The sequence below is a fragment of the Pseudoduganella flava genome, assembly GCF_007830495.1.
In the GTDB taxonomy this organism is placed as follows: domain Bacteria; phylum Pseudomonadota; class Gammaproteobacteria; order Burkholderiales; family Burkholderiaceae_D; genus Rugamonas; species Rugamonas flava.
Genome location: NZ_VLKW01000007.1, coordinates 196,983 through 223,629 on the forward strand (window position 1 = coordinate 196,983; position 26,647 = coordinate 223,629).

General features: G+C 66.8%; 24 protein-coding genes. 10 read left to right on the plus strand and 14 right to left on the minus strand.

Features of this window, described 5'->3' with window-relative positions; translation table 11 throughout:
- The 3 genes from IP92_RS18755 to IP92_RS18765 all read right to left on the minus strand — a co-directional run bounded on the left by IP92_RS18755 (position 1) and on the right by IP92_RS18765 (position 2,830).
- Positions 1–768 (minus strand): fumarylacetoacetate hydrolase family protein, encoded by a 768-nt coding sequence (locus IP92_RS18755; protein WP_145877834.1) that lies wholly within the window; start codon positions 766–768, stop codon positions 1–3.
- Between the two features lie 102 nt (positions 769–870).
- Positions 871–2,217 (minus strand): oxalate/formate MFS antiporter, encoded by a 1,347-nt coding sequence (gene oxlT / locus IP92_RS18760; protein WP_145877836.1) that lies wholly within the window; start codon positions 2,215–2,217, stop codon positions 871–873.
- 304 nt (positions 2,218–2,521) lie between these two features.
- Positions 2,522–2,830 carry an HAD family hydrolase gene (locus tag IP92_RS18765; RefSeq protein WP_145877838.1) on the minus strand — a complete coding sequence of 103 codons (309 nt, stop codon included), beginning with the start codon at positions 2,828–2,830 and terminating at the stop codon, positions 2,522–2,524.
- A gap of 113 nt (positions 2,831–2,943) precedes the next feature.
- Between IP92_RS18765 and IP92_RS18770 the strand changes: the two genes are divergently transcribed.
- The gene (locus tag IP92_RS18770; RefSeq protein WP_145877840.1) at positions 2,944–3,942 is read left to right on the plus strand and encodes a LysR family transcriptional regulator; all 999 of its coding nucleotides are present in this window, start codon (positions 2,944–2,946) and stop codon (positions 3,940–3,942) included.
- On the opposite strand, the gene IP92_RS18775 is transcribed toward IP92_RS18770, so the two are convergent.
- From IP92_RS18775 to gcl, 4 genes are all read right to left on the minus strand, one after another.
- Positions 3,879–4,808: a histone deacetylase family protein gene (locus IP92_RS18775; protein WP_145877843.1), complete on the minus strand. Its 930-nt coding sequence runs from the start codon at positions 4,806–4,808 to the stop codon at positions 3,879–3,881. The two genes, IP92_RS18770 and IP92_RS18775, sit on opposite strands and share 64 nt — an antisense overlap.
- A 15-nt stretch (positions 4,809–4,823) precedes the next feature.
- On the minus strand, positions 4,824–5,711 hold the full coding sequence (glxR, locus tag IP92_RS18780) for a 2-hydroxy-3-oxopropionate reductase (RefSeq protein WP_145877845.1): 888 nt from the start codon (positions 5,709–5,711) through the stop codon (positions 4,824–4,826).
- Positions 5,712–5,821: 110 nt separating this feature from the next.
- Positions 5,822–6,607: a hydroxypyruvate isomerase gene (gene hyi, locus IP92_RS18785; RefSeq protein WP_145877848.1), complete on the minus strand. Its 786-nt coding sequence runs from the start codon at positions 6,605–6,607 to the stop codon at positions 5,822–5,824.
- 9 nt (positions 6,608–6,616) lie between these two features.
- On the minus strand, positions 6,617–8,359 hold the full coding sequence (gcl, locus tag IP92_RS18790; protein ID WP_145878154.1) for a glyoxylate carboligase: 1,743 nt from the start codon (positions 8,357–8,359) through the stop codon (positions 6,617–6,619).
- 113 nt (positions 8,360–8,472) lie between these two features.
- Between gcl and IP92_RS18795 the strand changes: the two genes are divergently transcribed.
- Complete coding sequence (locus IP92_RS18795) at positions 8,473–9,384, plus strand: LysR family transcriptional regulator (protein ID WP_145877850.1); 912 nt, start codon at positions 8,473–8,475, stop codon at positions 9,382–9,384.
- A 9-nt stretch (positions 9,385–9,393) separates the two neighbouring features.
- On the opposite strand, the gene frc is transcribed toward IP92_RS18795, so the two are convergent.
- Together frc and IP92_RS18805 are read right to left on the minus strand one after the other, a co-directional pair.
- Complete coding sequence (gene frc / locus IP92_RS18800; protein WP_145877852.1) at positions 9,394–10,641, minus strand: formyl-CoA transferase; 1,248 nt, start codon at positions 10,639–10,641, stop codon at positions 9,394–9,396.
- A gap of 148 nt (positions 10,642–10,789) precedes the next feature.
- Positions 10,790–11,821 carry a substrate-binding domain-containing protein gene (locus IP92_RS18805; protein ID WP_307724864.1) on the minus strand — a complete coding sequence of 344 codons (1,032 nt, stop codon included), beginning with the start codon at positions 11,819–11,821 and terminating at the stop codon, positions 10,790–10,792.
- A 161-nt stretch (positions 11,822–11,982) separates the two neighbouring features.
- Here IP92_RS18805 and IP92_RS18810 point away from each other — a divergent pair, with 161 nt between their 5' ends.
- From IP92_RS18810 to IP92_RS18830, 5 genes are read left to right on the plus strand one after another with little or no spacing between them, the layout of a single operon-like run.
- Positions 11,983–12,459 (plus strand): formate dehydrogenase subunit gamma, encoded by a 477-nt coding sequence (locus tag IP92_RS18810; RefSeq protein ID WP_145877857.1) that lies wholly within the window; start codon positions 11,983–11,985, stop codon positions 12,457–12,459.
- A complete protein-coding gene (locus IP92_RS18815) occupies positions 12,456–14,027 on the plus strand; it encodes a formate dehydrogenase beta subunit (RefSeq protein ID WP_145877859.1) in 1,572 nt (523 codons plus the stop codon). Before IP92_RS18810 ends, IP92_RS18815 begins: the two co-directional genes overlap by 4 nt.
- A gap of 10 nt (positions 14,028–14,037) precedes the next feature.
- Positions 14,038–16,881, plus strand: a complete 2,844-nt coding sequence (fdhF, locus tag IP92_RS18820) for a formate dehydrogenase subunit alpha (protein ID WP_145877861.1) — start codon at positions 14,038–14,040, stop codon at positions 16,879–16,881.
- Positions 16,878–17,159, plus strand: a complete 282-nt coding sequence (locus tag IP92_RS18825) for a formate dehydrogenase subunit delta (protein ID WP_145877863.1) — start codon at positions 16,878–16,880, stop codon at positions 17,157–17,159. Before fdhF ends, IP92_RS18825 begins: the two co-directional genes overlap by 4 nt.
- 9 nt (positions 17,160–17,168) lie before the next feature.
- Positions 17,169–17,783 (plus strand): DUF6928 family protein, encoded by a 615-nt coding sequence (locus tag IP92_RS18830; RefSeq protein WP_145877865.1) that lies wholly within the window; start codon positions 17,169–17,171, stop codon positions 17,781–17,783.
- A 31-nt stretch (positions 17,784–17,814) separates the two neighbouring features.
- Here the strand turns inward: IP92_RS18830 and gstA are convergent, their stop codons facing one another.
- Positions 17,815–18,420, minus strand: coding sequence for a glutathione transferase GstA (gstA, locus tag IP92_RS18835; protein WP_145877867.1), 606 nt, complete (start codon positions 18,418–18,420; stop codon positions 17,815–17,817).
- Between the two features lie 103 nt (positions 18,421–18,523).
- Between gstA and IP92_RS18840 the strand changes: the two genes are divergently transcribed.
- Positions 18,524–19,423, plus strand: a complete 900-nt coding sequence (locus IP92_RS18840; protein ID WP_199271797.1) for a LysR family transcriptional regulator — start codon at positions 18,524–18,526, stop codon at positions 19,421–19,423.
- A gap of 41 nt (positions 19,424–19,464) precedes the next feature.
- Here IP92_RS18840 and IP92_RS18845 read toward each other — a convergent pair whose 3' ends face one another.
- Entirely contained in the window at positions 19,465–20,355 is an 891-nt protein-coding gene (locus IP92_RS18845; RefSeq protein WP_145877869.1) for an NmrA family NAD(P)-binding protein, read from the minus strand.
- A gap of 74 nt (positions 20,356–20,429) precedes the next feature.
- On the opposite strand from IP92_RS18845, the gene IP92_RS18850 reads away from it, so the two are divergent.
- On the plus strand, positions 20,430–21,365 hold the full coding sequence (locus IP92_RS18850; protein WP_229418853.1) for a LysR substrate-binding domain-containing protein: 936 nt from the start codon (positions 20,430–20,432) through the stop codon (positions 21,363–21,365).
- 135 nt (positions 21,366–21,500) lie between these two features.
- A complete protein-coding gene (locus IP92_RS18855; protein ID WP_145877873.1) occupies positions 21,501–22,028 on the plus strand; it encodes a DsbA family protein in 528 nt (175 codons plus the stop codon).
- A 41-nt stretch (positions 22,029–22,069) separates the two neighbouring features.
- Here the strand turns inward: IP92_RS18855 and IP92_RS18860 are convergent, their stop codons facing one another.
- From IP92_RS18860 to IP92_RS18870, 3 genes are all read right to left on the minus strand, one after another.
- Positions 22,070–22,846 carry an enoyl-CoA hydratase gene (locus IP92_RS18860; protein WP_145877875.1) on the minus strand — a complete coding sequence of 259 codons (777 nt, stop codon included), beginning with the start codon at positions 22,844–22,846 and terminating at the stop codon, positions 22,070–22,072.
- 181 nt (positions 22,847–23,027) lie between these two features.
- Positions 23,028–24,224: an acetyl-CoA C-acyltransferase gene (locus IP92_RS18865; protein WP_145877878.1), complete on the minus strand. Its 1,197-nt coding sequence runs from the start codon at positions 24,222–24,224 to the stop codon at positions 23,028–23,030.
- A gap of 25 nt (positions 24,225–24,249) precedes the next feature.
- Positions 24,250–26,643 (minus strand): 3-hydroxyacyl-CoA dehydrogenase/enoyl-CoA hydratase family protein, encoded by a 2,394-nt coding sequence (locus IP92_RS18870; RefSeq protein ID WP_145877880.1) that lies wholly within the window; start codon positions 26,641–26,643, stop codon positions 24,250–24,252.
- Between the last annotated feature and the right edge of the window lie 4 nt (positions 26,644–26,647).

Genomic DNA, 26,647 nt, shown 5'->3' on the forward strand with positions numbered 1-26,647 from the left:
TTACTCGAAACGGTTGCTGAGCGTGCCGATGCCGTCGATCTCCACCGCGATCGTGCTGCCCGGCCGCATCGAGCCCACGCCGACCGACGTGCCGCACAACAGCAGGTCGCCGGGCTCCAGTGTCATGTCCTGCGAGATGCGGCTGACCAGCTCCGCGCAGGAGAACACCATGTCGTTGATCGGATAGTCCTGCCGCACCTCGCCGTTCAGGATCGTGCGCACCACCAGCATCGCCGGGTTCAGGCCCGTGGCGATCACGGGGCCGAACGGGCAGAACGTGTCGAAGCCCTTGGCCCGCACCCATTGGGGGAACGTGGGATCGCGGTTGATGATGTCGCCGACGGTGACGTCGTTGGCGCACGTGTAGCCGAAGATGTAGTCGGGCGCGCTGTCGGCGGAGACGCCGCTGCAGGTGCGGCCGATGACGATCGCCAGCTCGCCCTCGAACGCGACCTTCGCATCGACGCGGGGCTTTTTGATCGTGCCGCCCGCCGCAAGGTACGACGTGGGGGGCTTCATCAGGTACAGCGGTTCGGGCGGGGGCGCAAGGCCAAGTTTCTTGCCCAGCGCATGGAAGTTGTTCCACATCGCCAGCACCTTGCCCGGCACGACCGGCGTGCACACTTCCACTTCGGCCAGGTTGATCGCGATGTCCGTGCGCTGCGGGCTGTCGAACATGTCGCCCTTGAAGACGCGGATCTTGTCGCCCTCGAGCGTGCCGAAGCGCACGATGTCGAGGTGCCTGAAACGTATCCAGTGCTGGATCATGGGAGCCTCTTTCGGATGGTGCGGCCGTGCCCGCCCCGTGCATGCGGCGGGCATGCACGGGATGCAGAATCAACTGCGCGAGGTGCCGTCTGTGATGGAAGGTCAGTTGACCAGGCGGGCCGCACCGGTGCTGGCGGTCAGCACGGTGTCGTCGTCCTGCACGGTGACGGTGCCGGACGCCTCTTCGATGAAGCGCTTGCGCATCGGGCGCAGCACCCACCAGGCCAGCACCGCGGCCAGCGCGTTCATGCCGCAGCCGACGAAGAACACCGCTTCCCAGCTGCCGCTGGCGGCCGTGATCAGGCTGGAGATCGGCACGAAGATCGAGGCCGTGCCCTTCGCCGTGTACATCAGGCCCGCGTTACCTGCCGCGTTACGCGTGCCGAACGTATCGGCCGTCGTTGCCGGGAACAGGCTGTAGATCTCGCCCCAGGCAAAGAACACGAGGCCCGTCAGGATCACGAACATGATCGGGTCGCGGCCGAAGTAGTACAGCGCGATGATGCCGACGGACTCCAGCGCGAAGGCGATGAACATCGTCTTCTCGCGGCCGATCTGGTCGGACACCCAGCCGAAGAACGGCCGCGTCAAGCCATTGAGCACCCGGTCGATCGCCAGGGCGAACGTCAGCGCCGGCAGCACCATGCCCATCACGTTGAACTTGATGCCGTCGATCTCGAAGTCCTTCGCGATCGGGCCCATCTGCGCCGTCGCCATCAGGCCGCCCGCGGCCACCAGCACGAACATCAAGTACATCACCCAGAACACGGGGGTGCGCACCATCTGCGACGGCTTGTAGTCGGCCGTCGTCTGCAGCACGGCGGGGCTGGCCTTCTTCTTGGCGGACTTGCTGGCCGCATGCGGCGGGCGGGCCATCATCAGCGCAAGCAGGATCACTATCGCGCCCTGGCCGAGGCCGAAGTACAGGAACGTATCGGCATAGCCGCGGCTTTCGATCATGTTCGAGATCGGGATGATCGTGGCGGCCGAGCCGGCGCCGAAGCCGGCAGCCGTCAAGCCGGCGGCCAGGCCGCGGCGGTCCGGGAACCACTTCAGTGCCGAGCCCACGCAGGTGCCATAAACGGCGCCGGCGCCGATGCCGCTGATGGCGGCGGCCACGTACAGCACGAACAGCGACGACGCGAACGAGTTCATCACCCAGCCGATCGCGCACAGCAGGCCGCCGAACAGCACGACGGGACGCGGGCCCCATTTGTCGACGGCCCAGCCTTCGACGGGCACGAGCCACGTCTCGGTCAGGATGAAGATCGTGAACGCCACCTGGATCGAAGCCTTGCTCCAGCCATGCGCCTCGGACAGCGGGTTGACGAACAAGGTCCAGCCATACTGCAGGTTGGCGATCATGGCCATGCAGATGATGCCCATGACCAGTTGCATCCAGCGGAACGACGCTGGCCTTTCAAATGCGGTCGATGCCTCGGTTTTCATGCGGTGTCTCCCCTCTGTTTTGTCGGTACGCTTCCAGGATCGGGCGTGGGCTGCGGCTGGGGCGCTCGGGGCCTGGCGATGCTGCGGTGCAGTAGGTTGTGCATGACCTTTGTCTCCTGTTTTGTGTTCACGACTGCGACCAAATGACGACTCTGGAACCGCGGGATCGATCATTGATCCCTTATTTGAAGTTCAACAGATGGGACGATTGTGGAAGAACAAAATTCGCATATCCTTGACCGCGGTTAAGAATCAAAAATTCGGCTGAAGTAGTGGCTTTCGCACACCGCCTCTTCCCTGTTCGTTAGATACCGATCTGCTGCTGGCGCAGCTCGCGCCAGTCGATCGCCGCCGTCACGTCCGCGCCGCAGGCGACGAACTGCGCCTCGCAGCGTTCCTTCGTCGCCATGATCGCGTCGACGAGGAAGTCCGCGTCGTAGGCTGTCAGCAGGTGCGCCTGGTGCCGCGCCAGGTAGTCGCGCACGCAGGCGCGCTCGGCGCCCGCATCGGGCAGGTCGCAATCCACATCCCAGTACCAGGGCAGGCCCAGCTCGTGAAAGGCCGCGTTCCACGCATTGCGTTGCGCCGCGGCTGCGCCGTTCATCACCGTCATCGTCTCCTCCGTTGTGCGATTGACCACGGAGCCATGGTAGGGCCATCAAATGATTAGTAAAAGTTAAAGTTTTTAGGGATAATCATCAGCGATACCTTATGGATGGAGGCTCGATGCGCAACGCCACACTGCGGCAGCTGAAGACGTTCGAGGCCGTCGCCCGCCACCTCAGTTTTTCCCGCGCCGCCGAGGAACTGCACCTGACGCAGCCGGCCGTGTCGACGCAGATCCGCACGCTGGAAGGACACGTGGGCGCGACCTTGTTCGAGCAGCTGGGCAAGAAGACGTACCTGACGCAGGCCGGTGTCGAGCTGCTGCCCTACAGCCGCGCGATCATCCTGCAGTTCGAGGAGGCGGAAGCGGCGATGGCGCAGCACCGCGGCGTGTCCGGCGGCCGGCTGAACGTGGCCGTGATCAGCGCGGGCGACTACTTCTTCCCGCAGCTGATGGTGGCGTTCGCGCGGCGCCACCCGGGCGTGCAGCTGAACCTGACTGTGCACAACCGCGAAGAGCTGCTGGGCGAGCTGGCGGCGAACCGCACGGACCTGGCGGTAATGGTCCGCCCGCCGTCCGATGCCGACACGCAGAACGACGCCTTCGCGCCCCACCCTTACGTGATCGTCGCGGCGCCGGATCATCCCCTCGCGGCGCACCGCGGCCAGATTCCGCTGCGCGAGCTGGTGCGCCACCCGTTCGTCGTGCGCGAACGGGGCTCGGATACGTGGCATTCGATGGAAGACGCGCTCGGGCACCACCTGGCGGCGCTGCAGGTGGCGATGGAAATCAAGAGCACGGAGACGATCAAGCAGGCCGTCATCGCGGGCATCGGCCTGGGCTTCATGTCGGCCCACACGATCGGGCGCGAGCTGGCCGCGGGCAGCCTCGTCGTGCTGCCCGCCGAGCGCTTCCCGCTGATGCTGCACTGGTACGTGGTGCACCGCCGCGAGAAGCGCCTGCCGCCGGTGGCCAGCGCGTTCCGGCAGTTCCTGCTGGAAGATGGCGCCGAGTGGATCGCCCGGCTGATCCCCACTAGCGCCGGCGACGGCGCTCAGCGCCCGTTGAGCGCCCGCACGTGGGCCGCGCAGCCGCCGGCCAAGCCGGTGCCGCTGTAGCCGCCTTCCAGCACGGAGACGATGCGGCCCTGGCACACGTCGGCCGCGATGTCCATCACCTCGCGGGTGATCCAGTAAAAGTCGTCGTCGTCCAGCTCCATCTGCGCGAGCGGATCGAGCTTGTGCGCGTCGAAGCCGGCCGAGACCAGGATCAGCTCCGGCGCGAACGCGCGCAACGCCGGCAACAGCCGCGTGCCGACGCTGCTGCGGAACGGCTTCGAACCGCAGCCGGGCGGCAGCGGCACGTTGACGATATTGCCGACACCCCGCTCGCTGGCCGCCCCGGTGCCCGGATACAGCGGCGACTGGTGACTGGAACCGAAGAACAGCTCGGGGCGGTGCCGGAACGCCGCCTGGGTGCCGTTGCCGTGGTGGACGTCAAAGTCGATGACGGCGACCCGCTGCAGCCCATGCGCGTGCAGCGCGTGCGCGGCGGCGATGGCGACCTGGTTGAAGATGCAGAAGCCCATCGCCCGGTCCGGCTCAGCGTGGTGGCCGCACGGCCGCGTGGCGCAGAACACGTTGTCCGCCTCGCCCGCCATCACGGCATCGACGCCCGCACAGGCGGCGCCCACGCAGCACATCACGGCATCCCACGACTTCGGCGACATCACCGTATCGCCGCCATCGAGCACCTGCAAGCCTTCGCGGGGCGCCAGCGCAGCGACGGTATCGACGTAGTCCGCCTCGTGTACCAGCAGCACCTGCTCGCGTGTACCGCGCGGCGCCTCGCGCCACTCCAGGTGCGCGAACTCCGGCTGCCACAGCGTGCGCATCACGGCGTGCAGGCGCTCGGGCGATTCCGGGTGGCCGGGGCCGGGCCGGTGCTCCAGGCAGTCCGGGTGGAACATCACCAGCGTGCGCATGGCGCCTCCTTCCCGTTACGCGGCGGCGATCGCATGGTTCGCCATCTTCTCGATCGCCTGGCACAGCGCCGAGTGATCCAGCTGGGACAGCCCGTGCGCGGCGCAGCTGTTCATCAGCTCCTGCGTGACGGCGGTATTGGGCAGCGAGATGCCGAGGCTCTTCGCACCCTGCAGCGCCAGGTTCAGGTCCTTCTGGTGCAGCGCGATCCGGAAGCCGGGCGCGAACGTGCGCTTGACCATCCGCTCGCCATGCACCTCGAGGATGCGCGACGCCGCGAAGCCGCCCATCAGCGCCTGCCGCACCCTGGCGGGATCGGCGCCCGCCTTCGATGCGAACAGCAGCGCTTCCGACACGGCCTGGATCGTCAGCGCGACGATGATCTGGTTCGCCACCTTCGCCGTCTGGCCATCGCCATTGCCGCCGACCAGCGTGATGTTCTTGCCCATCAGCTGGAATAGCGGCAGCACGCGGTCGAACGCCTCCTGCGTGCCGCCGGCCATGATCGTCAACGTGGCCGCTTTCGCCCCCACCTCGCCGCCGGACACGGGCGCGTCGATGTAGTCGCAGCTCTTCTTGTTGATCTTCTTCGCGAACTCCTTCGTCGCGAGCGGCGAGATCGAGCTCATGTCGACGACGATCTTGCCCGGCGTGAGCGCGGCCGCCACGCCGTGTTCGCCGAACAGCACCTCCTCGACCTGCGGCGTATCGGGCACCATCACGAAGATGATGTCGGCCCGCTTGGCCACTTCGGCCGCGCTGGTGCAGACGGTCGCGCCATTCTCGACGAGCGCCAGCGGCGGGTTCTTCACGTCGTGCAGGTACAGCTTGCAGCCGCCCACTTGCAGGTGGCCGGCCATCGGGCCGCCCATGATGCCGAGGCCGATGAATCCTGTTTTGGTCATGATGGTCTCCAGTAGAAAGAACAAAGGTGTCGATACGGCGTGCTTTCACCCCAACGGCGAACGGCTGGGGTCAGACCCGCCGGGTCTGACCCCGGGTTTTGCTTTGGGGTTCAAGCGAGCGTTTCGGCCTGCTCGGCAATCCACCCCAGCCCCGCCACCGTCCCCGCCCGCGGCTTGTACTCGCACCCCACCCACCCCGTGTAGCCGATATCGTCCAGCAGCGGCAGCAGGTAGCGGTAGTTGATCTCGCCGGTGCCCGGCTCGCCGCGCCCCGGGTTGTCGGCCAGCTGGATGTGCCGGATCAGCGGCAGGTACGCGCGGATCGTCGCGGCCAGCTCGCCTTCCATCCGTTGCATGTGGTAGATGTCGTATTGCAGGAACAGGTTGTCAGATCCCGTCTCGCGGATGATGTCCAGCGCCTGCCGGCTGCCGTTCAGGAAGAAGCCGGGGATGTCGAACGTGTTAATCGGTTCGATCAGCAGCGCGATGCCCTCTTCCTTCAGCCGGTGCGCGGCGAAGCGCAGGTTGGCGACCAGCGTCGCATGCGCCGCGTCCGCGGACACGCCGGCCGGCAGGATGCCCGCCAGGCAGTTCAGCTGCTTCACGCCCAGCGCCTGCGCATACGCGAGCGCGACGCCGACGCCGTCTTCGAACTCGCCGCGCCGGTCCGGGTGGCAGGCGATGCCCCGCTCGCCACCGGCCCAGTCGCCGGCCGGCAGGTTGTGCAGCACCAGCTCCAGGCGGTGCGCATCCAGCTGCGCGGCCAACGTCTGTGCCGGGTACGCATACGGGAACAGGAATTCGACGCCGTGAAAGCCCGCCTGCGCGGCCAGGCGGAAACGGTCGAGGAAATCGGCTTCGTTGAACAGCATCGTCAGGTTGGCGGCGAGCTTCATGGTGATCCCTTATTGGATGTCGAGGACGTCGTTGAATTCGTTGAGCGCATCGATCTCGGTGCCCATCGCGATATTCGTCACCCGCTCCAGGATGATCTCGACGACGACGGGCACCTGGTACTGCCGCATCAGCGCCCGGGCCTGCTCGAACGCGGGCACGATGCCGTCCGGCCGGAACACGCGCAGCGCCTTGCAGCCCAGCCCTTCGACGACGGCCACGTGATCGACGCCATAGCCTTCCAGCTCGGGCGAGTTGACGTTCTCGAACGCCAGCTGCACGCAGTAGTCCATCTCGAAGTTGCGCTGCGCCTGGCGGATCAGCCCCAGGTAGGCGTTATTCACGAGCACGTGGATGTACGGCAGCTTGAACTGCGCCGCCACGGCCAGCTCCTCGATCAGGAACTGGAAGTCGTAGTCGCCGGAGATCGCCACGATGTCGGCCTGCGGATCGGCCACGCGCACGCCCAGCGCGGCGGGAATCGTCCAGCCCAGCGGGCCGGCCTGGCCGCAGTTGATCCAGTGGCGCGGGTGGTGCACGTGCAGGAACTGGGCGGCGGCGATCTGCGACAGGCCGATGCTGGCGACATAGCGCACGTCGCGCCCGAAGTATTCATTCATCTCGTGGTACACGCGCAGCGGGTGGACGGGCACGTTGTCGTAGTCGCTGCGGCGCAGCATCGTGCGCTTGCGTTCCTGGCATTCGCCCAGCCACTCGGAATGATCCGCGAGGCGCCCGCTGGCGCGCCATTCGCGGGCCACTTCCACCAGCAGCTGCAGCGCCGCCTTCGCATCGGACACGATGCCGAAGTCCGGCCCGAACACGCGGCCGATCTGCGTGGGCTCGATGTCGATGTGGACGAACTTGCGGTCCTTCGTGAACACGTCCACGCCGCCCGTGTGCCGGTTGGCCCAGCGGTTGCCGATGCCCATCACGAAGTCCGATGCCAGCAACGTCGCGTTGCCGTAGCGGTGGCTCGTCTGCAGGCCGGCCATGCCGGCCATCTGCGGGTGATCGTCGGGAATCGAGCCCCATCCCATCAACGTGGGAATGACGGGTACCCCCGTGATCTCCGCGAATTCGACGAGGAGCTCGGACGCATCGGCGTTGATGATGCCGCCGCCGGCCGTCAGCAGCGGGCGGCGCGCGCGATTCAGCATGTCCAGCGCCTTCTCGATCTGCGCCCGCGTCGCCGCGGGTTTGTACGCTGGCAGCGGCGAGTACGTCTCCGGGTCGAACTCGATCTGCGCCATCTGCACGTCCACCGGCAGGTCGATCAGCACGGGGCCGGGCCGGCCCGAGCGCATCAGGTGGAACGCCTGCTGGAACACTTGCGGCACCAGCGCCGGCTCGCGCACCGTGACGGCCCATTTCGTGACGGGCTTGGCGATCGATTCGATGTCGACGGCCTGGAAGTCTTCCTTGTACAGCCGGGCGCGCGGCGCCTGGCCCGTGATGCAAAGAATAGGTATCGAATCGGCGTGGGCCGCATACAGGCCCGTGATCATGTCCGTACCCGCCGGGCCGGATGTGCCGATACACACGCCGATGTTGCCGTGCGCGGCGCGGGTAAAACCCTCGGCCATGTGCGACGCGCCTTCGACGTGCCGCGCGAGGATGTGGCGGATGCTGTCGCGCTTGCGCAACGCCGCGTAGAACGGGTTGATCGCGGCACCCGGCACGCCGAATGCGACGTGGACGCCCTCTTTTTCCAGCACCAGTACGGCTGCTTCCGCTGCGGTCATCTTGGCCATCATGCCTCCGGCTGTGTTGATGTCGATGACCCGATGCTAGGGCTTTGCGGCGGCCTTGATAAGAACACAAAAAATCCATTTATCCGATACCTGGGGTATGGAATACTCACTGCATGGACAAGATCAAGGAGATGACCGCGTTCGTCGACGCCGTGGACCAGGGCAGCCTGGCCCGCGCGGCGCTGGCGCAGCACGTGACACCGGTGATGCTGGGCCGCCGCATCGATGCGCTGGAGCGCCGGCTTGGCGTCAAGCTGCTGCACCGCACGACGCGTCACCTGACGTTGACGGAAGCCGGCACGCGCTTCCTCGAGCACTGCCGCCAGCTGCTGGCGGACCTGGAGATGGCGGAGACGATCGTGTCCGAAGGGCGCGACGAAGCGAGCGGCCACCTGATCGTGTCCGCGCCCGCCGCGTTCGGCCGGCTGCACGTGGCGCCGCACGCGCCGGCCTTCCTGGCCGCGCATCCGAAGGTACGCATCTCGTTCAACCTGACTGACCAGGTGGTGGACCTCGTGCGCGAAGGCTATGAGCTGGGAATACGGATCGGCGGCGTGCTGGACCCGAGTTTCGTCGCGGTGAAGCTCGCGACGAACCGGCGCGTCGTGTGCGGCACGCCGGCCTACTTCGAACGCTGCGGCATCCCGCGGACGCTCGACGATCTGGCACGCCACAACTGCCTGGCGTTCAACCTGCAGGGCGGCCAGCAGCGGGGGTGGTACTTCCAGAAGGATGGCAAGCCGGTGACGATCAAGGTGGACGGCAAGCTCGATTGCAACGATGGCGAGCTGCTGCACCGCTGGGCCAGCGAAGGCCTGGGCCTCGCATGGCGCTCGACGTGGGAAATCCAGGCGCAGCTCGCGTCGGGGGAATTGATGACGGTGCTGGACGAATACGCGCTGCCGGCCTACGACATCATGGCCGTCTACATGCCGCAGCGCCACCTGCCGGCCCGGGTGCGCGCGTTCATCGACATGCTGAAGGCGCAGTATGCGCAGCCGGGGTACTGGACCCGGCCGCGCTGAAGGCTGTCGTCAGATGACGCGTTCCTCGCGCAGCCGCGCGATCTGCTCGCCGCTGTAGCCCAGCTGCGCCAGCACCTCGTCCGTGTGTTCGCCCAGCAGCGGCGAGCGCGTCACGATCGTGGGGCTGTCGGACAGCTTGATCGGATTGCCGACCGTCAGATACGGCCCGCGCTCCGGGTGGTCCACTTCGACGATGGTGCCAGTGGCGCGCAGCGACGGTTCCTCGGCCAGCTCCTTCATCGACAGGATCGGGCCGCACGGGATGTCGTACTTGTTCAGGATGTCCATCGCTTCGAACTTCGTCAGCGTCTTCGTCCATTCCTGGATCGTCGCGAAGATCTCCATCAGCCGCGGCAGGCGGGCGCGGGGCGTCGCGTACGCCGGGTCGTCGATCCACGCCTCCCTGCCGATCACGCGGCAGATCGCCGGCCACGCGGCCGCCTGCGTGATGAAGTAGATGTAGGCATTGCTGTCGTCTTCCCAGCCCTTGCACTTCAGGATCCAGCCGGGCTGCCCGCCGCCGGACGCGTTGCCGGCGCGCGGGACGGACTCGCCGAACGTCCCATTGGCATACTGCGGATACTCTTCCAGCACGCCGTTGCGGTCCAGCCGCTGCTGGTCGCGCAGCTTTACGCGGCACAGGTTCAGCACTGCGTCCTGCATCGCCGTCTGCACGCGCTGGCCGCGGCCGCTGACGGTGCGCTGGTACAGCGCCGTAACGATGCCCAGCGCCAGGTGCAGGCCGCTGCCGCTGTCGCCGATCTGCGCACCGGTGACGACCGGCGGGCCGTCGTCGAAGCCTGTCGTGGCGGCCGCGCCGCCGGCGCACTGGGCGACGTTCTCGTACACCTTGCAATGCTCGTACGGACCGGGACCGAAGCCCTTCACGGAGGCGACGATCATGCGCGGGTTCAGTTCCTGGATGCGTTCCCACGAAAAGCCCATCCGATCGAGCGCGCCGGGAGCGAAGTTCTCGACCAGCACGTCGCAATCGCGGATCAGCGTCTCCAGCACTTCCTTGCCGGCCGGGCGCTTCGTATCGAGCGTGATCGAGCGTTTGTTATGGTTCAGCATCGTGAAGTACAGGCTGTCGACGTCGGGGATGTCGCGCAACTGGGCACGGGTGGCATCGCCCTCGCCGGCCCGCTCCACCTTGATCACGTCCGCGCCAAACCATGCGAGGAGCTGGGTGCAGGTGGGTCCGGACTGGACGTGGGTGAAGTCGAGAATGCGAACGCCTTCCAGTGCCTTGCTCATGCCGTGTCTCCTCGGTTTGCTGGGCTTGTGTTTTTTGTATTCTGCGCCTGAGCCTGAAACTGAACAAGCCCCTGCCAACCGATCATAGCGACGGCCCGCGCAGGTCATCATTGACCGCGGTTAAGAATCGCCAAATGCCGCGTGCAGGTCAGAACAGCGTGGCGAGATCGGCCTCCTTGCCGGACAGCGTGCCGTCGTAACCGGGCAACGCGGCCAGCGCGGCGCGGTAGGCATCGTCCGCCATCGCCTGCGCCGCCGCGGCCAGCAGCGGTTCGCCCAGCGCGCTCCTGTCGCAGGCGAGGAAGTAGCGCTCGCGGCACACGGGAATGAAGTCGAGGCCGAAGCGGCGCGCCGCCGTCTCGACGCCGAAGCTGACGTCAGCCATGCCGCTGGCGACGTACGCCGCCACCGCGGCATGCGTGAATTCCGCGCTGTCGTGGCCCACGATCGACGCGGGGTCGATGCCTTCTTCACCAAGCAGCAGTTCGAGCAGCACGCGCGTGCCGGAGCCCTGCTGGCGGTTCACGAAGCGCAGGTCGCGCCGCGCCAGGTCGGCCAGGCCGGTGACGCCCTTCGGATTGCCGGGGGCGACAAACAAGCCCTGCGCGCGGGATGCCAGGTGCAGGAACGCATGCCGCTCGTTGTCCAGCCACGGACGGTGCTTCGCGGCGGCGGCCTGTTCGAACTTCCCGATCGGCAGGTGGAAGCCCGCCAGGTCGCACTCCCCCCGTGCCAGCGCCGCCACGGCTTCCGTGCTGCTGCGGTACTGGATGTCCACCGTCAGCCCCTGTTCGCGCAGCTGGGCGACCAGCGCGGCCACGGCAAAGCCATGCGATGCCGTCAGCCGCAACCGCTGCGCATCGCCGGCCAGCACGCGCGCCAGTTCCTGCTGCAGCTCGGAGGCGAGGCTGTCCAGCAGCGGCGTCAATCGGGCGGCGATGCGGCGGTCCGCCCAGATCAGCTTTTCCGCCAGCGGCGTCAGCGCCGTGCCCTGCCCCCGCACCTTGTGCACCAGCTCCGTGCCGAACTGCTCGGAAAAGCGCTGAAGCAGCCCCCACGCGTGGCGGTACGACATCCGCGAGTTCTTCGCCGCCGCGCTGATGCTGCCGGTCTCGCTGACGTCCGCCAGCAACGCCAGCAACGCCGGCAGCGCGGTGGGCGCGCCCTGGGCGTCCCGCAAGATCCAGTCCGGTCGTATCTCAACTTTGAGCATATGCAGAATCCTTCATATTGATGCCGCATTCCTGGGGTGCTAGTCTGAATTTAGACCCACAATTTACACCGACAATCGCCGCATGCATATGTTTTGACGAGCATATCTGCGGCCCACAAGGAGGCGCCATGCAAGCACCCATCGACGGCATCGTCACCGACACGCTCGCGCGTTTCGGCGGCCGGCAAGACCAGCTGCTCCCCGCACTGCACGCGATCCAGGACAGCGTCGGCTATATTCCGTCCGCCCACGTCGACGGCATCGCCCGCCACTTCAACCTGTCGCGCGCCGAGGTGCACGGCGTGATCACGTTCTACCACTACTTCCGCAGCGAACCGCCGGCCCGCTGCGTGGTGCAGATCTGCCGCGCCGAGGCGTGCCAGAGCATGGGCGCGGACGAACTCGCGGCACATGCGGAACGCACGCTGGGTTGCGGCATGCATGGCCACACGGCCGACGGCGCGTTCGCGCTGGAACCCGTGTACTGCCTGGGCCTCTGCGCCAGCTCGCCGGCGTTGACGATCAACGAAGCCGTGTTCGCCCGCGTGACGCCGGCCCGCTTCGATGCGCTGATCGCCGATGTGACGACGACGGAGGCCGTATGACGATCCGCATCCACGTTCCCTGCGATTCGGCCGCGCTGGCCGTCGGGGCCGACGAGGTGGCCGCGCTGATCGCCGCCGAAGCCGCGCAAAGGGGCATCGACGTGCGCGTCGTGCGCAACGGCACCCGCGGGCTGCTGTGGCTCGAGCCGCTCGTCGAAGTGGAGACGCCGGCCGGCCGCGTCGGCTACGGCCCCGTCGACCCGGCCGATGTCGCGGCGCTGTTCGACACGGGCTTTCACACCGGTGCGTCAGCGCATCCGCTGTCGCTGGGCCTCGTCGAACAGATCCCCTACCTGGCGCGCCAGCAGCGGCTGACGTTTGCCCGCGTCGGCATCACCGACCCGCGCTCGCTGGCCGATTACCTGGCCCATGACGGCTACCGAGGCCTGCGCAATGCGCTGGCGATGGCGCCGGCGGAGATCGTGGCCGCCGTTACGTCGTCCGGCCTGCGCGGCCGCGGCGGTGCTGCCTTCCCGACAGGAATCAAGTGGAACACCGTGCTCAAGGCCCCGGGCACCGAGAAGTACATCGTCTGCAATGCGGACGAAGGCGACTCGGGCACGTTCGCGGACCGGATCATCATGGAAAGCGACCCGTACGTGCTGGTGGAAGGGATGACGATCGCCGGCATCGCCGTGGGCGCCACGCGCGGCTACATCTACGTGCGCAGCGAGTACCCGCATGCGATCGCCCGGCTCGAATCGGCGATCGCGATCGCCCGCCACCACGGCTATCTCGGCAACGACGTGCTGGGCTCTGGCCGCGCGTTCGAGCTGGAGGTACGCAAGGGTGCCGGCGCCTACATCTGCGGCGAGGAAACCGCGCTGCTGGAAAGCGTTGAAGGCAAGCGCGGCATCGTGCGCGCGAAGCCGCCGCTGCCCGCGCTGGCCGGCTTGTTCGGCAAGCCGACCGTCATCAACAACGTGCTGTCGCTGGCCACCGTACCGATCATCCTCGACAAGGGCGCCGCCTACTACCAGGACTACGGCATGGGCCGTTCGCGTGGCACGTTGCCCGTGCAGCTGGCCGGGAACATCAAGCACGGCGGCCTGATCGAGCTGGCGTTCGGCGTCACGCTGCGGGAGATCCTGTACGACTACGGCGGCGGCAGCGCGTCCGGCCGTCCGATCAAGGCCGTGCAAGTGGGCGGACCGCTGGGCGCCTACCTGCCCGAGTCGCAATGGGACACGCCGCTCGACTACGAGGCGTTCGCCGCGCTGTGGGCCGTGCTGGGCCACGGCGGCATCGTCGTGCACGACGACCGTGCGGACATGGCGAAGCTGGCCCGCTATGCGATGGAATTCTGTGCCGTGGAATCGTGCGGCAAGTGCACGCCATGCCGCATCGGCTCCACGCGGGGCGTCGAGGTGATCGACAAGATCCGCGCCGGCACGCAACCGGCGCAGGAGACAGTACGACAAGTGGTGCTGCTGCGCGACCTGTGCGACACGATGCTGCATGGTTCGCTGTGCGCGATGGGCGGCATGACACCTTATCCGGTGCTGTCCGCGCTGAACCACTTCCCGCAAGACTTCGGCCAGGCTGACACGAGTCAGCACGCCGCCTGAGGAGAGCACGATGATCGAAACCATCCTTTCCCGCGACCTGGGCACGCCGCCACCGGCCGTCATCACGGACTATGTCACCCTCTCGATCGACGGCCAGCGGGTCACCGTCCCCGCCGGCACATCCGTGATGCGCGCCGCCGCACTGTCGAGCATCAACATCCCGAAGCTGTGCGCGACGGACAGCCTGGAGCCGTTCGGCTCGTGCCGGCTGTGCCTCGTCGAGATCGAGGGCCGGCGTGGCTATCCCGCCTCGTGCACGACGCCCGCCGAGGAAGGCATGGTGGTGCGCACGCAGTCGCCGAAACTGCAGCAGCTGCGCAAGGGCGTGATGGAGCTGTACATCTCGGACCACCCGCTCGACTGCCTGACCTGCCCCGCCAACGGCAACTGCGAACTGCAGGACATGGCCGGCGTGACGGGCCTGCGCGAGGTGCGCTATGGCTACGATGGCGCCAACCACCTGAAGCTGAAGAAGGATGAATCGAATCCGTACTTCACGTTCGACTCGTCCAAGTGCATCGTCTGCAACCGCTGCGTGCGCGCCTGCGAGGAAACGCAAGGAACGTTTGCGCTGACGATCTCCGGCCGCGGCTTCGATTCACGCGTGTCGCCCGGCCAGGACCAGCCGTTCATGGCATCGGAATGCGTATCGTGCGGCGCCTGCGTCGAAGCCTGCCCCACCGCCACGCTGCAGGAGAACACCGTCATCTGGCTGGGCCAGGCCGAGCACAAGGTAACGACGACGTGCGCCTATTGCGGCGTCGGCTGCTCGCTGAACGCGGAGATGAAGGGCAATGAAGTGGTGCGGATGGTGCCCGCGAAGGACGGCAAGGCGAACGAAGGCCACGCTTGCGTGAAGGGCCGCTTCGCGTGGGGCTATGCGACGCACAAGGACCGCATCACGAAGCCGATGATCCGCGCGAAGATCACCGATCCATGGCGTGAGGTGTCGTGGGACGAGGCGCTCGATTACGCGGCCTCCGAGTTCCGCCGCATCCAGGCCAAGCATGGCCGCGATGCGATCGGCGGCATCGTGTCGTCGCGCTGCACGAACGAGGAAGGCTATCTGGTGCAGAAGCTCGTGCGCGCCGCGTTCGGCAACAACAACGTCGACACGTGCGCCCGCGTATGCCACTCGCCTACCGGCTATGGCCTGAAGCAGACGCTGGGCGAATCGGCCGGCACGCAAAGCTTCAAGTCGATCGAGCACACGGACGTGGTACTGGTGATCGGCGCGAATCCGACGGACGGCCACCCCGTGTTCGGCTCGAGGATGAAGCGCCGGCTGCGCCAGGGCGCGCGTCTGATCGTCATCGACCCGCGCCGCATCGACCTCGTCGAGGCACCGCACGTGCGGGCCGACCACCATCTGCAGCTACGGCCGGGCACCAATGTGGCCATCCTGTCGGCGCTGGCCCACGTGATCGTCACCGAAGGCTTGCTGGCCGAGGAGTTCATCGCCGAGCGTTGCGAGGAACGGGCATTTTCCCAGTGGCGCGAGTTCGTGGCGCGGCCGGAGAATTCACCGGAAGTGACGGAAGAGGCAACCGGCGTGCCGGCCCAGCAGGTTCGCGCGGCCGCCCGGCTGTATGCGACCGGCGGCAATGCGGCGATCTACTACGGCCTGGGCGTGACGGAACATGCACAGGGCTCGACGGCCGTGATGGCGATCGCGAACCTGGCGATGGCGACGGGGAACGTGGGCCGCGAAGGCGTGGGCGTCAATCCGCTGCGGGGTCAGAACAATGTGCAGGGTTCGTGCGACATCGGCTCGTTCCCGCATGAGCTGCCGGGATACCGGCACGTCTCGGACGGCACCGTCCGCGGCATGTTCGAACAGGCGTGGGGCGTGCCGCTGCAGCCGGAACCGGGCCTGCGCATTCCCAACATGTTCGAGGCGGCGCTGGACGGCAGCTTCATGGGCCTGTACTGCCAGGGCGAGGACATCGTGCAATCCGACCCGAACACGCAGCACGTGACGGCGGCGCTGTCGGCGATGGAGTGCATCGTGGTGCAGGACATCTTCCTGAACGAGACGGCCAAGTATGCGCACGTGCTGCTGCCCGGCTCGTCGTTCCTGGAGAAGGACGGCACGTTCACGAACGCCGAACGCCGCATCTCGCGCGTGCGCAAGGTGATGCCGCCGCGTGCCGGCATGGCGGACTGGGAAGTCACGATGGCGCTGTCGAACCGCCTGGGCTACCCGATGAATTATCGACACCCGGCCGAGATCATGGACGAGATCGCGCAACTGACCCCGACGTTCGCGGGCGTCAGCTATGCGCGGCTGGAGCAGCTGGGCAGCATCCAGTGGCCGTGCAACGACGCGGCACCGGAAGGCACGCCGACGATGCACATCAACGAGTTCGTGCGTGGCAAGGGCCGTTTCATCATCACGCAGTACGTGGCCACCAGCGAAAAGGTGACGCGCAAGTATCCGCTGGTTCTGACGACGGGGCGCATCCTGTCGCAGTACAACGTGGGTGCGCAGACGCGCCGCACGGAAAACGTCCGCTGGCACGCGGAGGACCGGCTGGAGATCCACCCGCACGATGCGCAGGAACGGGGCATCGCCGATGGCGACTGGGTCGGCATCCAGAGCCGCGCCGGCGAGACGGTGCTGCGCGCGCTGGTGACGGAGCGGATGCAGCCGGGCGTCGTCTACACGACGTTCCACTTCCCCGAATCGGGCGCCAACGTGATCACGACGGAGAACTCCGACTGGGCCACCAACTGCCCCGAGTACAAGGTGACGGCCGTGCAGGTGATGCCGGTGCGCCAGCCATCCGAATGGCAGCGCGAGTACGAGCGCTTCAACACGGCGCAACTGGGCCTTGCGGAGGTGCGTGCATGAACATCGACCACCTGGTCAGGATGGCCAACCAGATCGGTACGTTCTTCTCGTCGTTCCCGGACCGCGAGGAAGCGCATACGGGCATCGCGATGCACATCCAGCGCTACTGGGAGCCGCGCATGCGCAACCGCCTGTATGCCCACGTGGACTTCACGCATGGCGCTGGCCTGGACCCGATCGTGCTCGACGCCATCGTCGCCCACCGCACGGGCCATGACGTGCCGCCAGTTGACACCTCCGTGCCGGACGACGAGGACACCGGCGGCGACGCCGGCTGAGCGCCGCCGATGCACTGGCACCTGTTCGCCGTCTGCGCGACGGAGCAGCCGGGCAGCTTCGGCGCACAGCACGCGAACGATCCCGCCCGCGCCAGGCGCATCCAGCGCGAGCTGGCGGCGGACCGCTACGAGCACGTCGGCGAAGTGACGTTGTGGGATGCGCTGCATGCGCCGGAAGACGCGATGTTCGTCGGCGCCTATCCCGGCGGCGTGCTGGTCTGCCACGCGGACCTGGCCGGGGCGCTCATCCACGGCAACGCGTGGTCGCGCGTGACGGGCAGCCTGCGCTCGGACTTCCGCGAACGCGTGCTGAAGCTGTATCCATCCGGCGAAGTGATGGCGCTGGCTCTGCACTGCGTTGCGCGGCTGTGGGGCTTTGCGGCGTACCGGCAGGGGCAGCGCATCCGCACCGCCGCCGGCTCCGCGCAGGAAGGCGTGTTTGCCGACGGCGGCCGGCCCCTGCCCGAGGAGGTGCAGGTGCTGGCGCGCACGCCGCTGGAGCAGTTGAACGAGGCCGGCGCCGGGGAAGAACTGGTGCTGGCCGCGTCGGCGCGGATGTTCGGCTGCGGTATCGACCGGCTGGCGGGGACAGGGCCGACGCTGAGTTATTTTCGCCGGCGTTGAAGCGCGGGATCGGCGTGTGCCGGCCAGCTCGCTATGGCTGCGATTCCGCACGCAACGCCGCTCGCACGGCGGGCCGCGCTCCGATCCGCTGCACATAGGCCGGCAGCGCGGGCCAGGGGCCCAGGTCGATCGCGAAGAACTTGCACCAGCCGAGCACCGTGAACAGGTAGGCATCGGCCACGGTGAACGCGGTGCCCGTCAGGTAGTCCTGCCGGTCCAGCGTCTGCTGCAGGAAGTCGAAGCGCTTGAACAGCTTCTTGCGGAAGAACGACTTGGCTTCGCCGGGTAGCGCGGCATTGAACAACGGCGCCGAGCCGGCGTGGATTTCGCTGGTGACGAAGTTCAGCCACTCTTGCAGGCGCACCCGCTCCCAGCTGCCCGCACGCGGTGCCAGGCCGCTTTCCGGCCTGAGGTCGGCCAGGTACTGCACGATGGCCGGGCCTTCCGTCAGCACTTGGCCGTCATCCAGTTCCAGCGCGGCCACGTAGCCCTTGGGATTGATGGTGCGGAAATCGCGGCCGTCGGCCATTTGCTTGGTCTTGTTGTCCACCCTGACAAGCTCGAACGGCAGGCCGAGTTCACGCAGCACGATGTGCGGCGACAGCGAACAGGTGTAGGGGGCGTAATACAGCTTCATCGAGACTCCGGGAAAAGTTGAACGGCATGGCAGTGTGCTCGCCAGCAGCCGGGCTGTAAAATTACTATTCGATTCCCAGGTATTAGCTGAGCTACTGATCACGATGATGAACCTCCTGCACTGGCGCCTGTTGGTGGCCGTGGCCGATGGCGGCAATATCTCGCGGGCCGCGGCGCGCGTTGGCATCACCCAGTCCGGCGCGAGCCAGGCGATCGCCCAACTGGAAGGCATGCTGGGCTTCCAGGTGTTCGCCCGCGAACGGCGGCACATCGGCCTCACTGCGCTGGGCGAACAGGTCATCGAGCACGCCCGCGCGATGCTCGTGCGTCTCGATGCGATCCGCGTGCTGGCCGACGACAGCCGGGGCCTGAGCGGCGGGCGCATCCGCCTCGCATGTTTTCCATCCGTGATGTCGACCCTGCTGCCCGGCCTGCTGCGCGACTTCCAGCGCCGCCATCCGGGCATCGAGGTCGTCGCGCTGGAAGGCACCGACGAGGAAGTGGAAGACTGGCTGGCCGCCGGCACCGTGGAACTGGGCGTGGTGCTCAATCCCGCGCCTGGCCGCGCGACCGTCCTGCTGGGGCGCGATGCGTGGGTCGCGGTGCTGCCGACGAGTCACCCACTGGGGCGCCGCGCCAGCGCCAGCGGCGTCTCCCTGGCGGAGCTGGCTACGCTGCCCTTCATCCTTGCCACCGGCGGCTGCGCCACGAATGCGCAGCGCCTGATGCAGCAGGCAGGCCTGCACCTCTCGGACGTGCGGGTGACGGTGCGCGACTGGGCCAGCGCATGCGTGCTGGTACGCGAAGGCATCGGCGTGGCCGTCGTGCCCGAATCGACACTGCCGGCGGAACTGCGCGGCCTGCGCGTGATGCCGCTGGCGCCGGCCATCCATCGCGAATTCGGCCTGGTCTGCTCGCCGGCAGGGACGGCTTCGCGCCCGGTGCAGGCCCTGCTGGCGGAGCTGGCACGCACGGGGGATCTTGCCACACCGGGCCACCGCTGATCGCTTGTCCGTGGCATCGACTCAGCGCGATGCCGCTGCCATCAGGACTGCGCGCACAAGCGAGCGATGACGGCTTCCAGTGCGGTAGTTCCCGACCATGCCACGGCGCTTGCATCGCTGGCCATGTCGATATGCGAGCGATTCAGGGCGCGCGTCATTTCAGTGAACCCGGCAAGCGCGGCCTTCGAGAATGATGCCTGCGCCAGCGCCGCGGCCCACTCGCTTTCGGGCAAGACAGCGATGTCGACCGCCTTGCCGAGCTTCGCTGAAACGATGGCCGCAACATCGGTCGGGGCGTACGCCGCAGGCCCGGACACGCTGACAGCGCGGCTCTCCTTCCCGTCATCCCGCAGCCAGGCCGCCGCCGCGCTGCCGACATCCACGGTCGCCACCATCGGGATGGCGCGCTGCGGCGGTGCCAGGAACGTAGGCAGAACGCCGCTGCGCATGGCCTGCGCCACCAGCGGCGCCCAGTTCTCCATGAAATAGGCCGCACGCAGGAAAACGGTAGGGATCCCCGTCGCGGCCAAACGCTGCTCGAACACGCGGTTCATCGTGATCCACCCCGTTCCGCTTTCACGGTCGGCGCCGACCGACGACAGCGCCACAAGCCTTGGCACGCTTGCGGCAACGGCGGCACGCGCCGTGGTGTCGGCAATCAGGCCGGCCAGCTCGAACAAGTCTTCGCGATGGTAGTGCTGTGGATTGATGACATAGGCGCTGCGGACGTCGACGAGCGCCCGGGTCATCGCGGCCAGGTCCGTGGCATCAGCCACGGCGACCTCGGCGCCGCGCGCGGCCCAGGGACGGCCTTTGGCGGGATCGCGCACGACGACGCGCACCGGTTGACCGGAACGCAGCAGCGCATCGGCCGTGGCCGCGCCGGTACGGCCGGAGACGCCAAAGACGGCATAGGGAGTGGAAGTGGTCATGCAAGAATCTCCTGTTCAGATGAACCTTCATCGTGCATGCTTATCCGACATCTCTCAATGGCATGAAAAGCATAATGACCATGCACCAAGTGGATTTGACGTCGCTCGACCTAAACCTGTTGAAACTGTTCGAAGCACTGGTGCGTGAGCGCAGCGTCACGCAGGCCGGCCTGCGCCTGGGGCTGAGCCAACCGGCCGCCAGCCGCGCGCTTGGACGGTTGCGGGCGATGCTGGGTGATCGCCTCGTCGTGCGCGGCAAGCTCGGGCTGGAATTGACCCCGCGGGGTGAGACGCTGATCGAGCCGGTGGCAAGGCTGCTCGAGGATGCGCGCCGCATCGTTGCACCCGCGGTCTTCGATCCTGCCGCCGCGACAGGCCGGATCACAATCGCAGCGCATGATCATCTGAGCCTGCTGATCCTTGGCGGTTTGATGGCCCGTCTCGAGCGGCACGCGCCGGCACTGAGTCTCCACATCGCGCAACCTTCCGGCGACAACGTGCGGCTTGTCGAACAGGGAGCGGTCGATCTGGCCTTGGGGGTTTTCGAGTCACCGCCTGGTAGCCTGCACCGGCGCCACCTGTACGAGGACGGCTTTGCGTGTGTCGTGCGCGCGGGTCATCCTGCAGCGGACGGGCTCACCCTGGAGCGCTACGCAGCCCTGCGCCACGTCGCCGTGACCATTTCAGGAGTAGGAGAAAGCGCGATCGACGTCGCTCTCTCAGCGCTGGGGCTGACCCGCCATGTCGCCCTGAAGGTTCCCCACTTCCTCGCCGGCGCGATGCTGGTGGCGGACAGCGACATGATCCTCACCCTGCCAGGCCGGCTGGCCGAACGCCTTGCCGCCGTGCTTCCGCTCGCGGTGTTGAAGCTGCCGCTCGATGTCGCCCCCTTGTCGCCGTCGATGATCTGGCACGGGCGCTTTCACGGCGACCCTGCCCATGTGTGGATCAGGCGCCAGATTGTCGACGTTGCCGCGGCGTTCGATCCGGTCGCGCCATCGGGAGAGTGACAGTCAGACGGCCCGCGTTGAAACGGGGCGTGGCGTGTCCCTCCTGCGGGCAGGCGGCGGCACATCCGACGGGATAAGACCGCGACCGCTGCAGCGGGGAAAATCTGCTCATCGATCCACATGAAGGAGCATGCGATGAGCCTCACGATCCCGGTCAATCCCAACGACCATGTGCAAGGGCCGGCCAGCGCCGCGGTCACGCTGGTGCAGTATGGCGATTTCCAATGTCCGTACTGCGGCGCGGCATACTTCGAACTGAAGAAGGTGCGCGCCAGCCTTGGCGACCGGCTGCGCTTCGTGTTCCGCCACATGCCCCTCTCCGCCATCCACCCGATGGCGGAACTGGCCGCCGAAGCGGCGGAGGCGGCTGGTGCACAGGGCAAGTTCTGGGCGATGCACGACGCGCTGTACGAACACCAGCGCCAGCTGAGCCCCGCCACGATCACGACGCTGGCGACGCGGCTGGGCCTCGACATGCCGCGCTTCACCGCGGACCTGCGCAGCCGCACGTATGCCGGCAAGGTGCGCGCCGACTTCACTGGTGGCGAGCGCAGTGGCGTGCAGGGGACGCCGGCGTTTTTCATCGACGGCGAGCGCTATGACGGGCCGTATGATGATGAGTCGTTGCTGGAGGTGTTGCTGCAGGCGGCCAGCGCCGCCTGAGAGCGGACAGCCGTGAGCGGCACGTGCCGCTCACGCTGCGATCACGCAAACTTCGAAAAGTCCGGCTTGCGCTTCTCGAAGAACGCCGTAAACGCCTCCTTCGCCTCCGCACCCTGCAGCATCTCGAAGAACAGCTTGCTCTCTTCCGCGATCACCGCTTCCAGCTGCGCCTTGCGCGTGGACGTCATCAGCCGCTTCGTCGTGCGGATCGAGCCCGCCGGCAGGGCGACCAGCTTCAATGCCTGGTTGCGCGCATGCTCCAGCACCTCGGCCGCTGGGACCACTTTCGACACGATGCCCATGTCGTAAGCTTCCTGCGCGGTGAACGGCTCGCCCAGCATCAGCTTCTCGGCCGCGCGGGCATGGCCGCCGGCCAGCGGCATCAGCAGCGACGAGCCGAATTCCGGGCACAGGCCCAGCTGCGAGAACGGCACGGAGAACTTCGCGCTGTCGCCCGCGTACACGAGGTCGCAGTGCATCAGCAAGGTGGTGCCGATGCCGATCGCGAGGCCGCCAACGGCCGCCACGACGGGCTTGGCGGAACCGGACAGCGCGCGCATGAACTGGAACACGGGGCGGTCCGCGAAGGCGCCCGTGTAGGTGGCCGTCGTCTTCATGAAGTCTTCCAGGTCGTTCCCGGCCGTAAACACCTCCGGCTTGCCGGTCAGGAGGATCGCGCGCACTTCGTTGTCGCCCTGGGCGGCGTTGAGCGCGTCCGCCAGCGTTTGATACATCGCGGAGGTAATCGCATTCTTGCGCTCGATGCGGTTGAATTCCAGTGTGAGGATGCCGTTTGATTTGGTGACTTCGATAGCCATGTCTCTTCCTTGTTTTGAATGATGAAGGGCGCCGGGGATTGTGTCCACGGCGCCCTTTGAACGCTAGCGAGCCGGAAGCGTCAGGCGAAACCCGGAGGCAGAAGCCGGGGTCAGACCCGTCGGGTCTGACCCCAGGGTTTGCACTTGGGGTGCGAGGATGCGCACCGGCGCGCAAACAGCATTACACGCGCTCGATGATACCCGCGGCACCCATGCCGGCGCCGACGCACATCGTCACCATGCCGTACTTCAGGTTGTTGCGGCGCAGTGCGTGCACGACGGTCGCGGCGCGGATCGCACCGGTCGCGCCCAGCGGGTGGCCCAGCGCGATCGCGCCGCCCATCGGGTTCACTTTCGACGTGTCCAGGCCCAGGTCGCGGATCACGGCCAGCGCCTGCGCGGCGAAGGCTTCGTTCAGTTCGATCCAGTCCAGCTGGTCCTGCGTGATGCCGGCGGCGGCCAGCGCGGCGGGGATCGCCACTTTCGGGCCGATGCCCATGATTTCCGGCGGCACGCCACGCACGGCGAACGACGTGAACTTTGCCAGCGGCGTCAGGTTGTGTTCCTTCAGGATCTTCTCGGAGACGACCAGCAGCGCGCCGGCGCCGTCGGACATCTGCGACGACGTTGCCGCCGTCACGGTGCCCTTTGCGGCGAACACGGGCTTCAGCTTGGCCATGCCTTCCATCGACGCATCGGCGCGCGGGCCTTCGTCCAGCTCGACCAGGCGCTTGGACACCTTGACCTCGCCGGTACGCAGGTCCGGCGTGCGGGTGATCGCTTCCACCGGCGTGATCTCGTCCTTGAAGTAGCCAGCCTGCTGCGCTGCGATCGCGCGGCGGTGCGATTCGAGACCGAATGCGTCCTGGTCTTCGCGCGACACCTTCCACTGCTGCGCCACTTTCTCGGCCGTCAGGCCCATGCCGTAGGCCAGACCCACGTTTTCGTCCTTGAACGTGTCCATGTTGATCGACGGGTGGTGGCCCATCATCGGCACCATCGACATCGATTCGACGCCGCCGGCGATCATCACATCGGCTTCGCCGACGCGGATGCGGTCCGCCGCCATCGCCAGCGCGGTGATGCCGGATGCGCAGTAGCGGTTGACGGTCACGCCGCCGACGGTGTTCGGCAGGCCGGCCAGCACGACGGCGTTACGCGCCACGTTGAAGCCCTGCTCCGCTTCCGGGAACGAGCAGCCGATGATCGCGTCGACGATCAGGGCCGGGTCCAGGTTCGGTACGGCGGCCATGGCGCCGCGGATCGCGTGCACCAGCAGGTCGTCCGGACGGGTCTTGTTGAACACGCCGCGCGGTGCCTTGCCGATCGGGGTGCGGGTCGCGGCGACGATGTATGCGTCTTGAATTTGTTTGCTCATGTTCTTTATCCTAAAGAGTCCGCGATCAGTTACGCACTGGCTTACCGGTCTGCAGCATGCCCATGATCCGTTCCTGCGATTTCGGGTTGTTCAGCAGTTCGAGGAAGGCCTTGCGTTCCATGTCCAGCAGCCACTGCTCGGACACGACGCTGCCCTGGTCGACGTCGCCGCCCGACACGATCTCGGCGATCATGTCGCCCAGCTTGTAGTCGTGCGCGGAGATGAAGCCGCCGTCGCGCATGTTGACCAGCTGGCCGCGGATCGTCGCCCAGCCGTAGCGGCCGGTCACGGTGATCGGGCGCTGCAGCGGTGCGCGGTAGCCCTGGTCGAACATCGAGCGTGCGGTGACTTTCGCCACGTGCAGCAGTTCGTACGGGTTGAAGACGATCACGTCGTCTTCCTTTAGGTAGCCCATCGCCTTCGCTTCCAGAGCCGACTTCGACACGTTCGCGGTGGCCGCGTTCATGAAGCCCGTCTTCAGGAATTGCAGGATGTCGTTGCCCTTGGCTTCCTTCGCGGCGCGTGCCGCGGCTTCCTTCAGGCCGCCGCCGGCCGGGATCAGGCCCACGCCCACTTCCACGAGGCCGATGTACGACTCGATCGACGCGACGCGGCGCGACGCATGCAGCGCCATTTCGCAGCCGCCGCCCAGTGCCAGGCCAGCGACAGCGGCCACCACCGGAACGTTCGAATACTTCATCGCCATGAACGTGTTCTGCAGGTCGCGGATCAGCGGGTCCAGCGCCTTCGCGCCACCGGCCATGAACGCCGGCAGGGCCGATTGCAGGTCGGCGCCGGCGGAGAACGCGCCGCCTTCGGCCGCATCCGTACCCCAGATCACCAGGCCCTTGAAGTTCTTCTCGGCCTCAAGCAGGCCGAGCTTCAGGCCGTCGATGACGCCCTGGCCGATCACGTGCATCTTCGTCTTCAGCGAAGCCACCAGCACGTCGTCGCCGGAGTGCCACAGGCGGATGGAATCATCCTCGAACACCGTGGTGCCGGCCTTCGCCGGATCGGTGTCGCCGGAGCCGATGACCGGCGCACGGAATTCCTGGCGCTTGTAGACAGCCAGGTCGGAACGCGGTACGTACTTCTTCGACTTGGCGGAGTACGAACCTTCCGGCGTATGCACGCCCTTGTCGGCCACTTCGAATACCCAGGCAGGCAGCGGTGCGTTCGTCAGCGCCTTGCCGGCGTCGATGTCTTCCTTGACCCACTCGGCAATCTGCTTCCAGCCGGCGGCCTGCCACGTTTCGAACGGGCCCACTTTCCAGCCGAAGCCCCAGCGCATCGCGAAGTCAACGTCGCGCGCGTTATCGGCGATCGACTCCAGGTGGTAGGCGATGTAGTGGAACGCGTCGCGGAAGATCGCCCACAGGAACTGGCCTTGCGGGTTGGTCGATTCGCGCAGCGCCTTGAATTTCTTGACCGGATCCTTTTCCTTCAGGATGCGGCCGATGATGTCCGCAGCCTTCGCGCCGCCCGGCACATATTCGCCGGTGGCGAAGTCCAGGCGCTGGATCTCCTTGCCGACCTTCTTGTAGAAGCCACCGCCGGCCTTCTGGCCCAGCGCGCCCTTCTCGATCAGCTTCGCCAGCACGTCAGGCGTCTTGTAGACGGCCGCGAACGGGTCGTCCTTCAGGTTGTCCTGCATCGTCTTGATGACGTGGCCCATCGTGTCCAGGCCGACGACGTCCGCCGTGCGGAACGTGCCGGACTTGGCGCGGCCCAGCTTCGCACCCGTCAGGTCGTCGACGACGTCCACGGACAGGCCGAATTTCTCGGCCTGGTGGATCGTGGCCAGCATGCCGAAGATGCCGACGCGGTTGGCGATGAAGTTCGGCGTGTCTTTCGCACGCACGACACCTTTACCCAGCGCGGAGGTCAGGAAGGTTTCCAACTGATCCAGGATTTCCGGACGGGTCGACTCGGTCGGGATCAGTTCCACCAGGTGCATGTAGCGCGGCGGGTTGAAGAAGTGCACGCCGCAGAAGCGCGCCTTCAGCTCCGCGTCGAAGCCTTCAGCCAGCTGGTGGATCGGCAGGCCGGACGTGTTCGACGCGAAGATCGCGTTCGCGCCGATGTGCGGGGCGACCTTCTTGTACAGGTCGTGCTTCCAGTCCAGGCGCTCGGCGATCGCTTCGATGATCAAGTCGCAGCCGGCCAGCTGGTCCAGGTTGTCCTCGTAGTTCGCGACCTGGATCAGCGCTGCGTCGTCCTTGTCGCCCAGCGGCGCCGGCGACAGCTTCTTCAGGTTCTCGATTGCCTTCAGGACGATGCCGTTCTTCGGCGTACCTTCCTTGCCCGGCAGGTCGAACAGCACGACCTGCACCTTGGCGTTCACGCAGTGGGCGGCGATCTGCGCGCCCATCACGCCGGCGCCCAGGACGGCGACTTTTTTCACGGAGAAGTTACTCATGTGT

Excerpts from the sequence above, each read along its gene's own strand:
- IP92_RS18755 (WP_145877834.1), bottom strand. The coding sequence starts at position 768 with ATGATCCAGCACTGGATACGTTTCAGGCACCTCGACATCGTGCGCTTC.
- oxlT (WP_145877836.1), bottom strand. The coding sequence starts at position 2,217 with ATGAAAACCGAGGCATCGACCGCATTTGAAAGGCCAGCGTCGTTCCGC.
- IP92_RS18765 (WP_145877838.1), bottom strand. The coding sequence starts at position 2,830 with ATGACGGTGATGAACGGCGCAGCCGCGGCGCAACGCAATGCGTGGAAC.
- IP92_RS18770 (WP_145877840.1), top strand. The coding sequence starts at position 2,944 with ATGCGCAACGCCACACTGCGGCAGCTGAAGACGTTCGAGGCCGTCGCC.
- IP92_RS18775 (WP_145877843.1), bottom strand. The coding sequence starts at position 4,808 with ATGCGCACGCTGGTGATGTTCCACCCGGACTGCCTGGAGCACCGGCCC.
- glxR (WP_145877845.1), bottom strand. The coding sequence starts at position 5,711 with ATGACCAAAACAGGATTCATCGGCCTCGGCATCATGGGCGGCCCGATG.
- hyi (WP_145877848.1), bottom strand. The coding sequence starts at position 6,607 with ATGAAGCTCGCCGCCAACCTGACGATGCTGTTCAACGAAGCCGATTTC.
- gcl (WP_145878154.1), bottom strand. The coding sequence starts at position 8,359 with ATGGCCAAGATGACCGCAGCGGAAGCAGCCGTACTGGTGCTGGAAAAA.
- IP92_RS18795 (WP_145877850.1), top strand. The coding sequence starts at position 8,473 with ATGGACAAGATCAAGGAGATGACCGCGTTCGTCGACGCCGTGGACCAG.
- frc (WP_145877852.1), bottom strand. The coding sequence starts at position 10,641 with ATGAGCAAGGCACTGGAAGGCGTTCGCATTCTCGACTTCACCCACGTC.
- IP92_RS18810 (WP_145877857.1), top strand. The coding sequence starts at position 11,983 with ATGCAAGCACCCATCGACGGCATCGTCACCGACACGCTCGCGCGTTTC.
- IP92_RS18815 (WP_145877859.1), top strand. The coding sequence starts at position 12,456 with ATGACGATCCGCATCCACGTTCCCTGCGATTCGGCCGCGCTGGCCGTC.
- fdhF (WP_145877861.1), top strand. The coding sequence starts at position 14,038 with ATGATCGAAACCATCCTTTCCCGCGACCTGGGCACGCCGCCACCGGCC.
- IP92_RS18825 (WP_145877863.1), top strand. The coding sequence starts at position 16,878 with ATGAACATCGACCACCTGGTCAGGATGGCCAACCAGATCGGTACGTTC.
- IP92_RS18830 (WP_145877865.1), top strand. The coding sequence starts at position 17,169 with ATGCACTGGCACCTGTTCGCCGTCTGCGCGACGGAGCAGCCGGGCAGC.
- gstA (WP_145877867.1), bottom strand. The coding sequence starts at position 18,420 with ATGAAGCTGTATTACGCCCCCTACACCTGTTCGCTGTCGCCGCACATC.
- IP92_RS18840 (WP_199271797.1), top strand. The coding sequence starts at position 18,524 with ATGATGAACCTCCTGCACTGGCGCCTGTTGGTGGCCGTGGCCGATGGC.
- IP92_RS18845 (WP_145877869.1), bottom strand. The coding sequence starts at position 20,355 with ATGACCACTTCCACTCCCTATGCCGTCTTTGGCGTCTCCGGCCGTACC.
- IP92_RS18850 (WP_229418853.1), top strand. The coding sequence starts at position 20,430 with ATGACCATGCACCAAGTGGATTTGACGTCGCTCGACCTAAACCTGTTG.
- IP92_RS18855 (WP_145877873.1), top strand. The coding sequence starts at position 21,501 with ATGAGCCTCACGATCCCGGTCAATCCCAACGACCATGTGCAAGGGCCG.
- IP92_RS18860 (WP_145877875.1), bottom strand. The coding sequence starts at position 22,846 with ATGGCTATCGAAGTCACCAAATCAAACGGCATCCTCACACTGGAATTC.
- IP92_RS18865 (WP_145877878.1), bottom strand. The coding sequence starts at position 24,224 with ATGAGCAAACAAATTCAAGACGCATACATCGTCGCCGCGACCCGCACC.
- IP92_RS18870 (WP_145877880.1), bottom strand. The coding sequence starts at position 26,643 with ATGAGTAACTTCTCCGTGAAAAAAGTCGCCGTCCTGGGCGCCGGCGTG.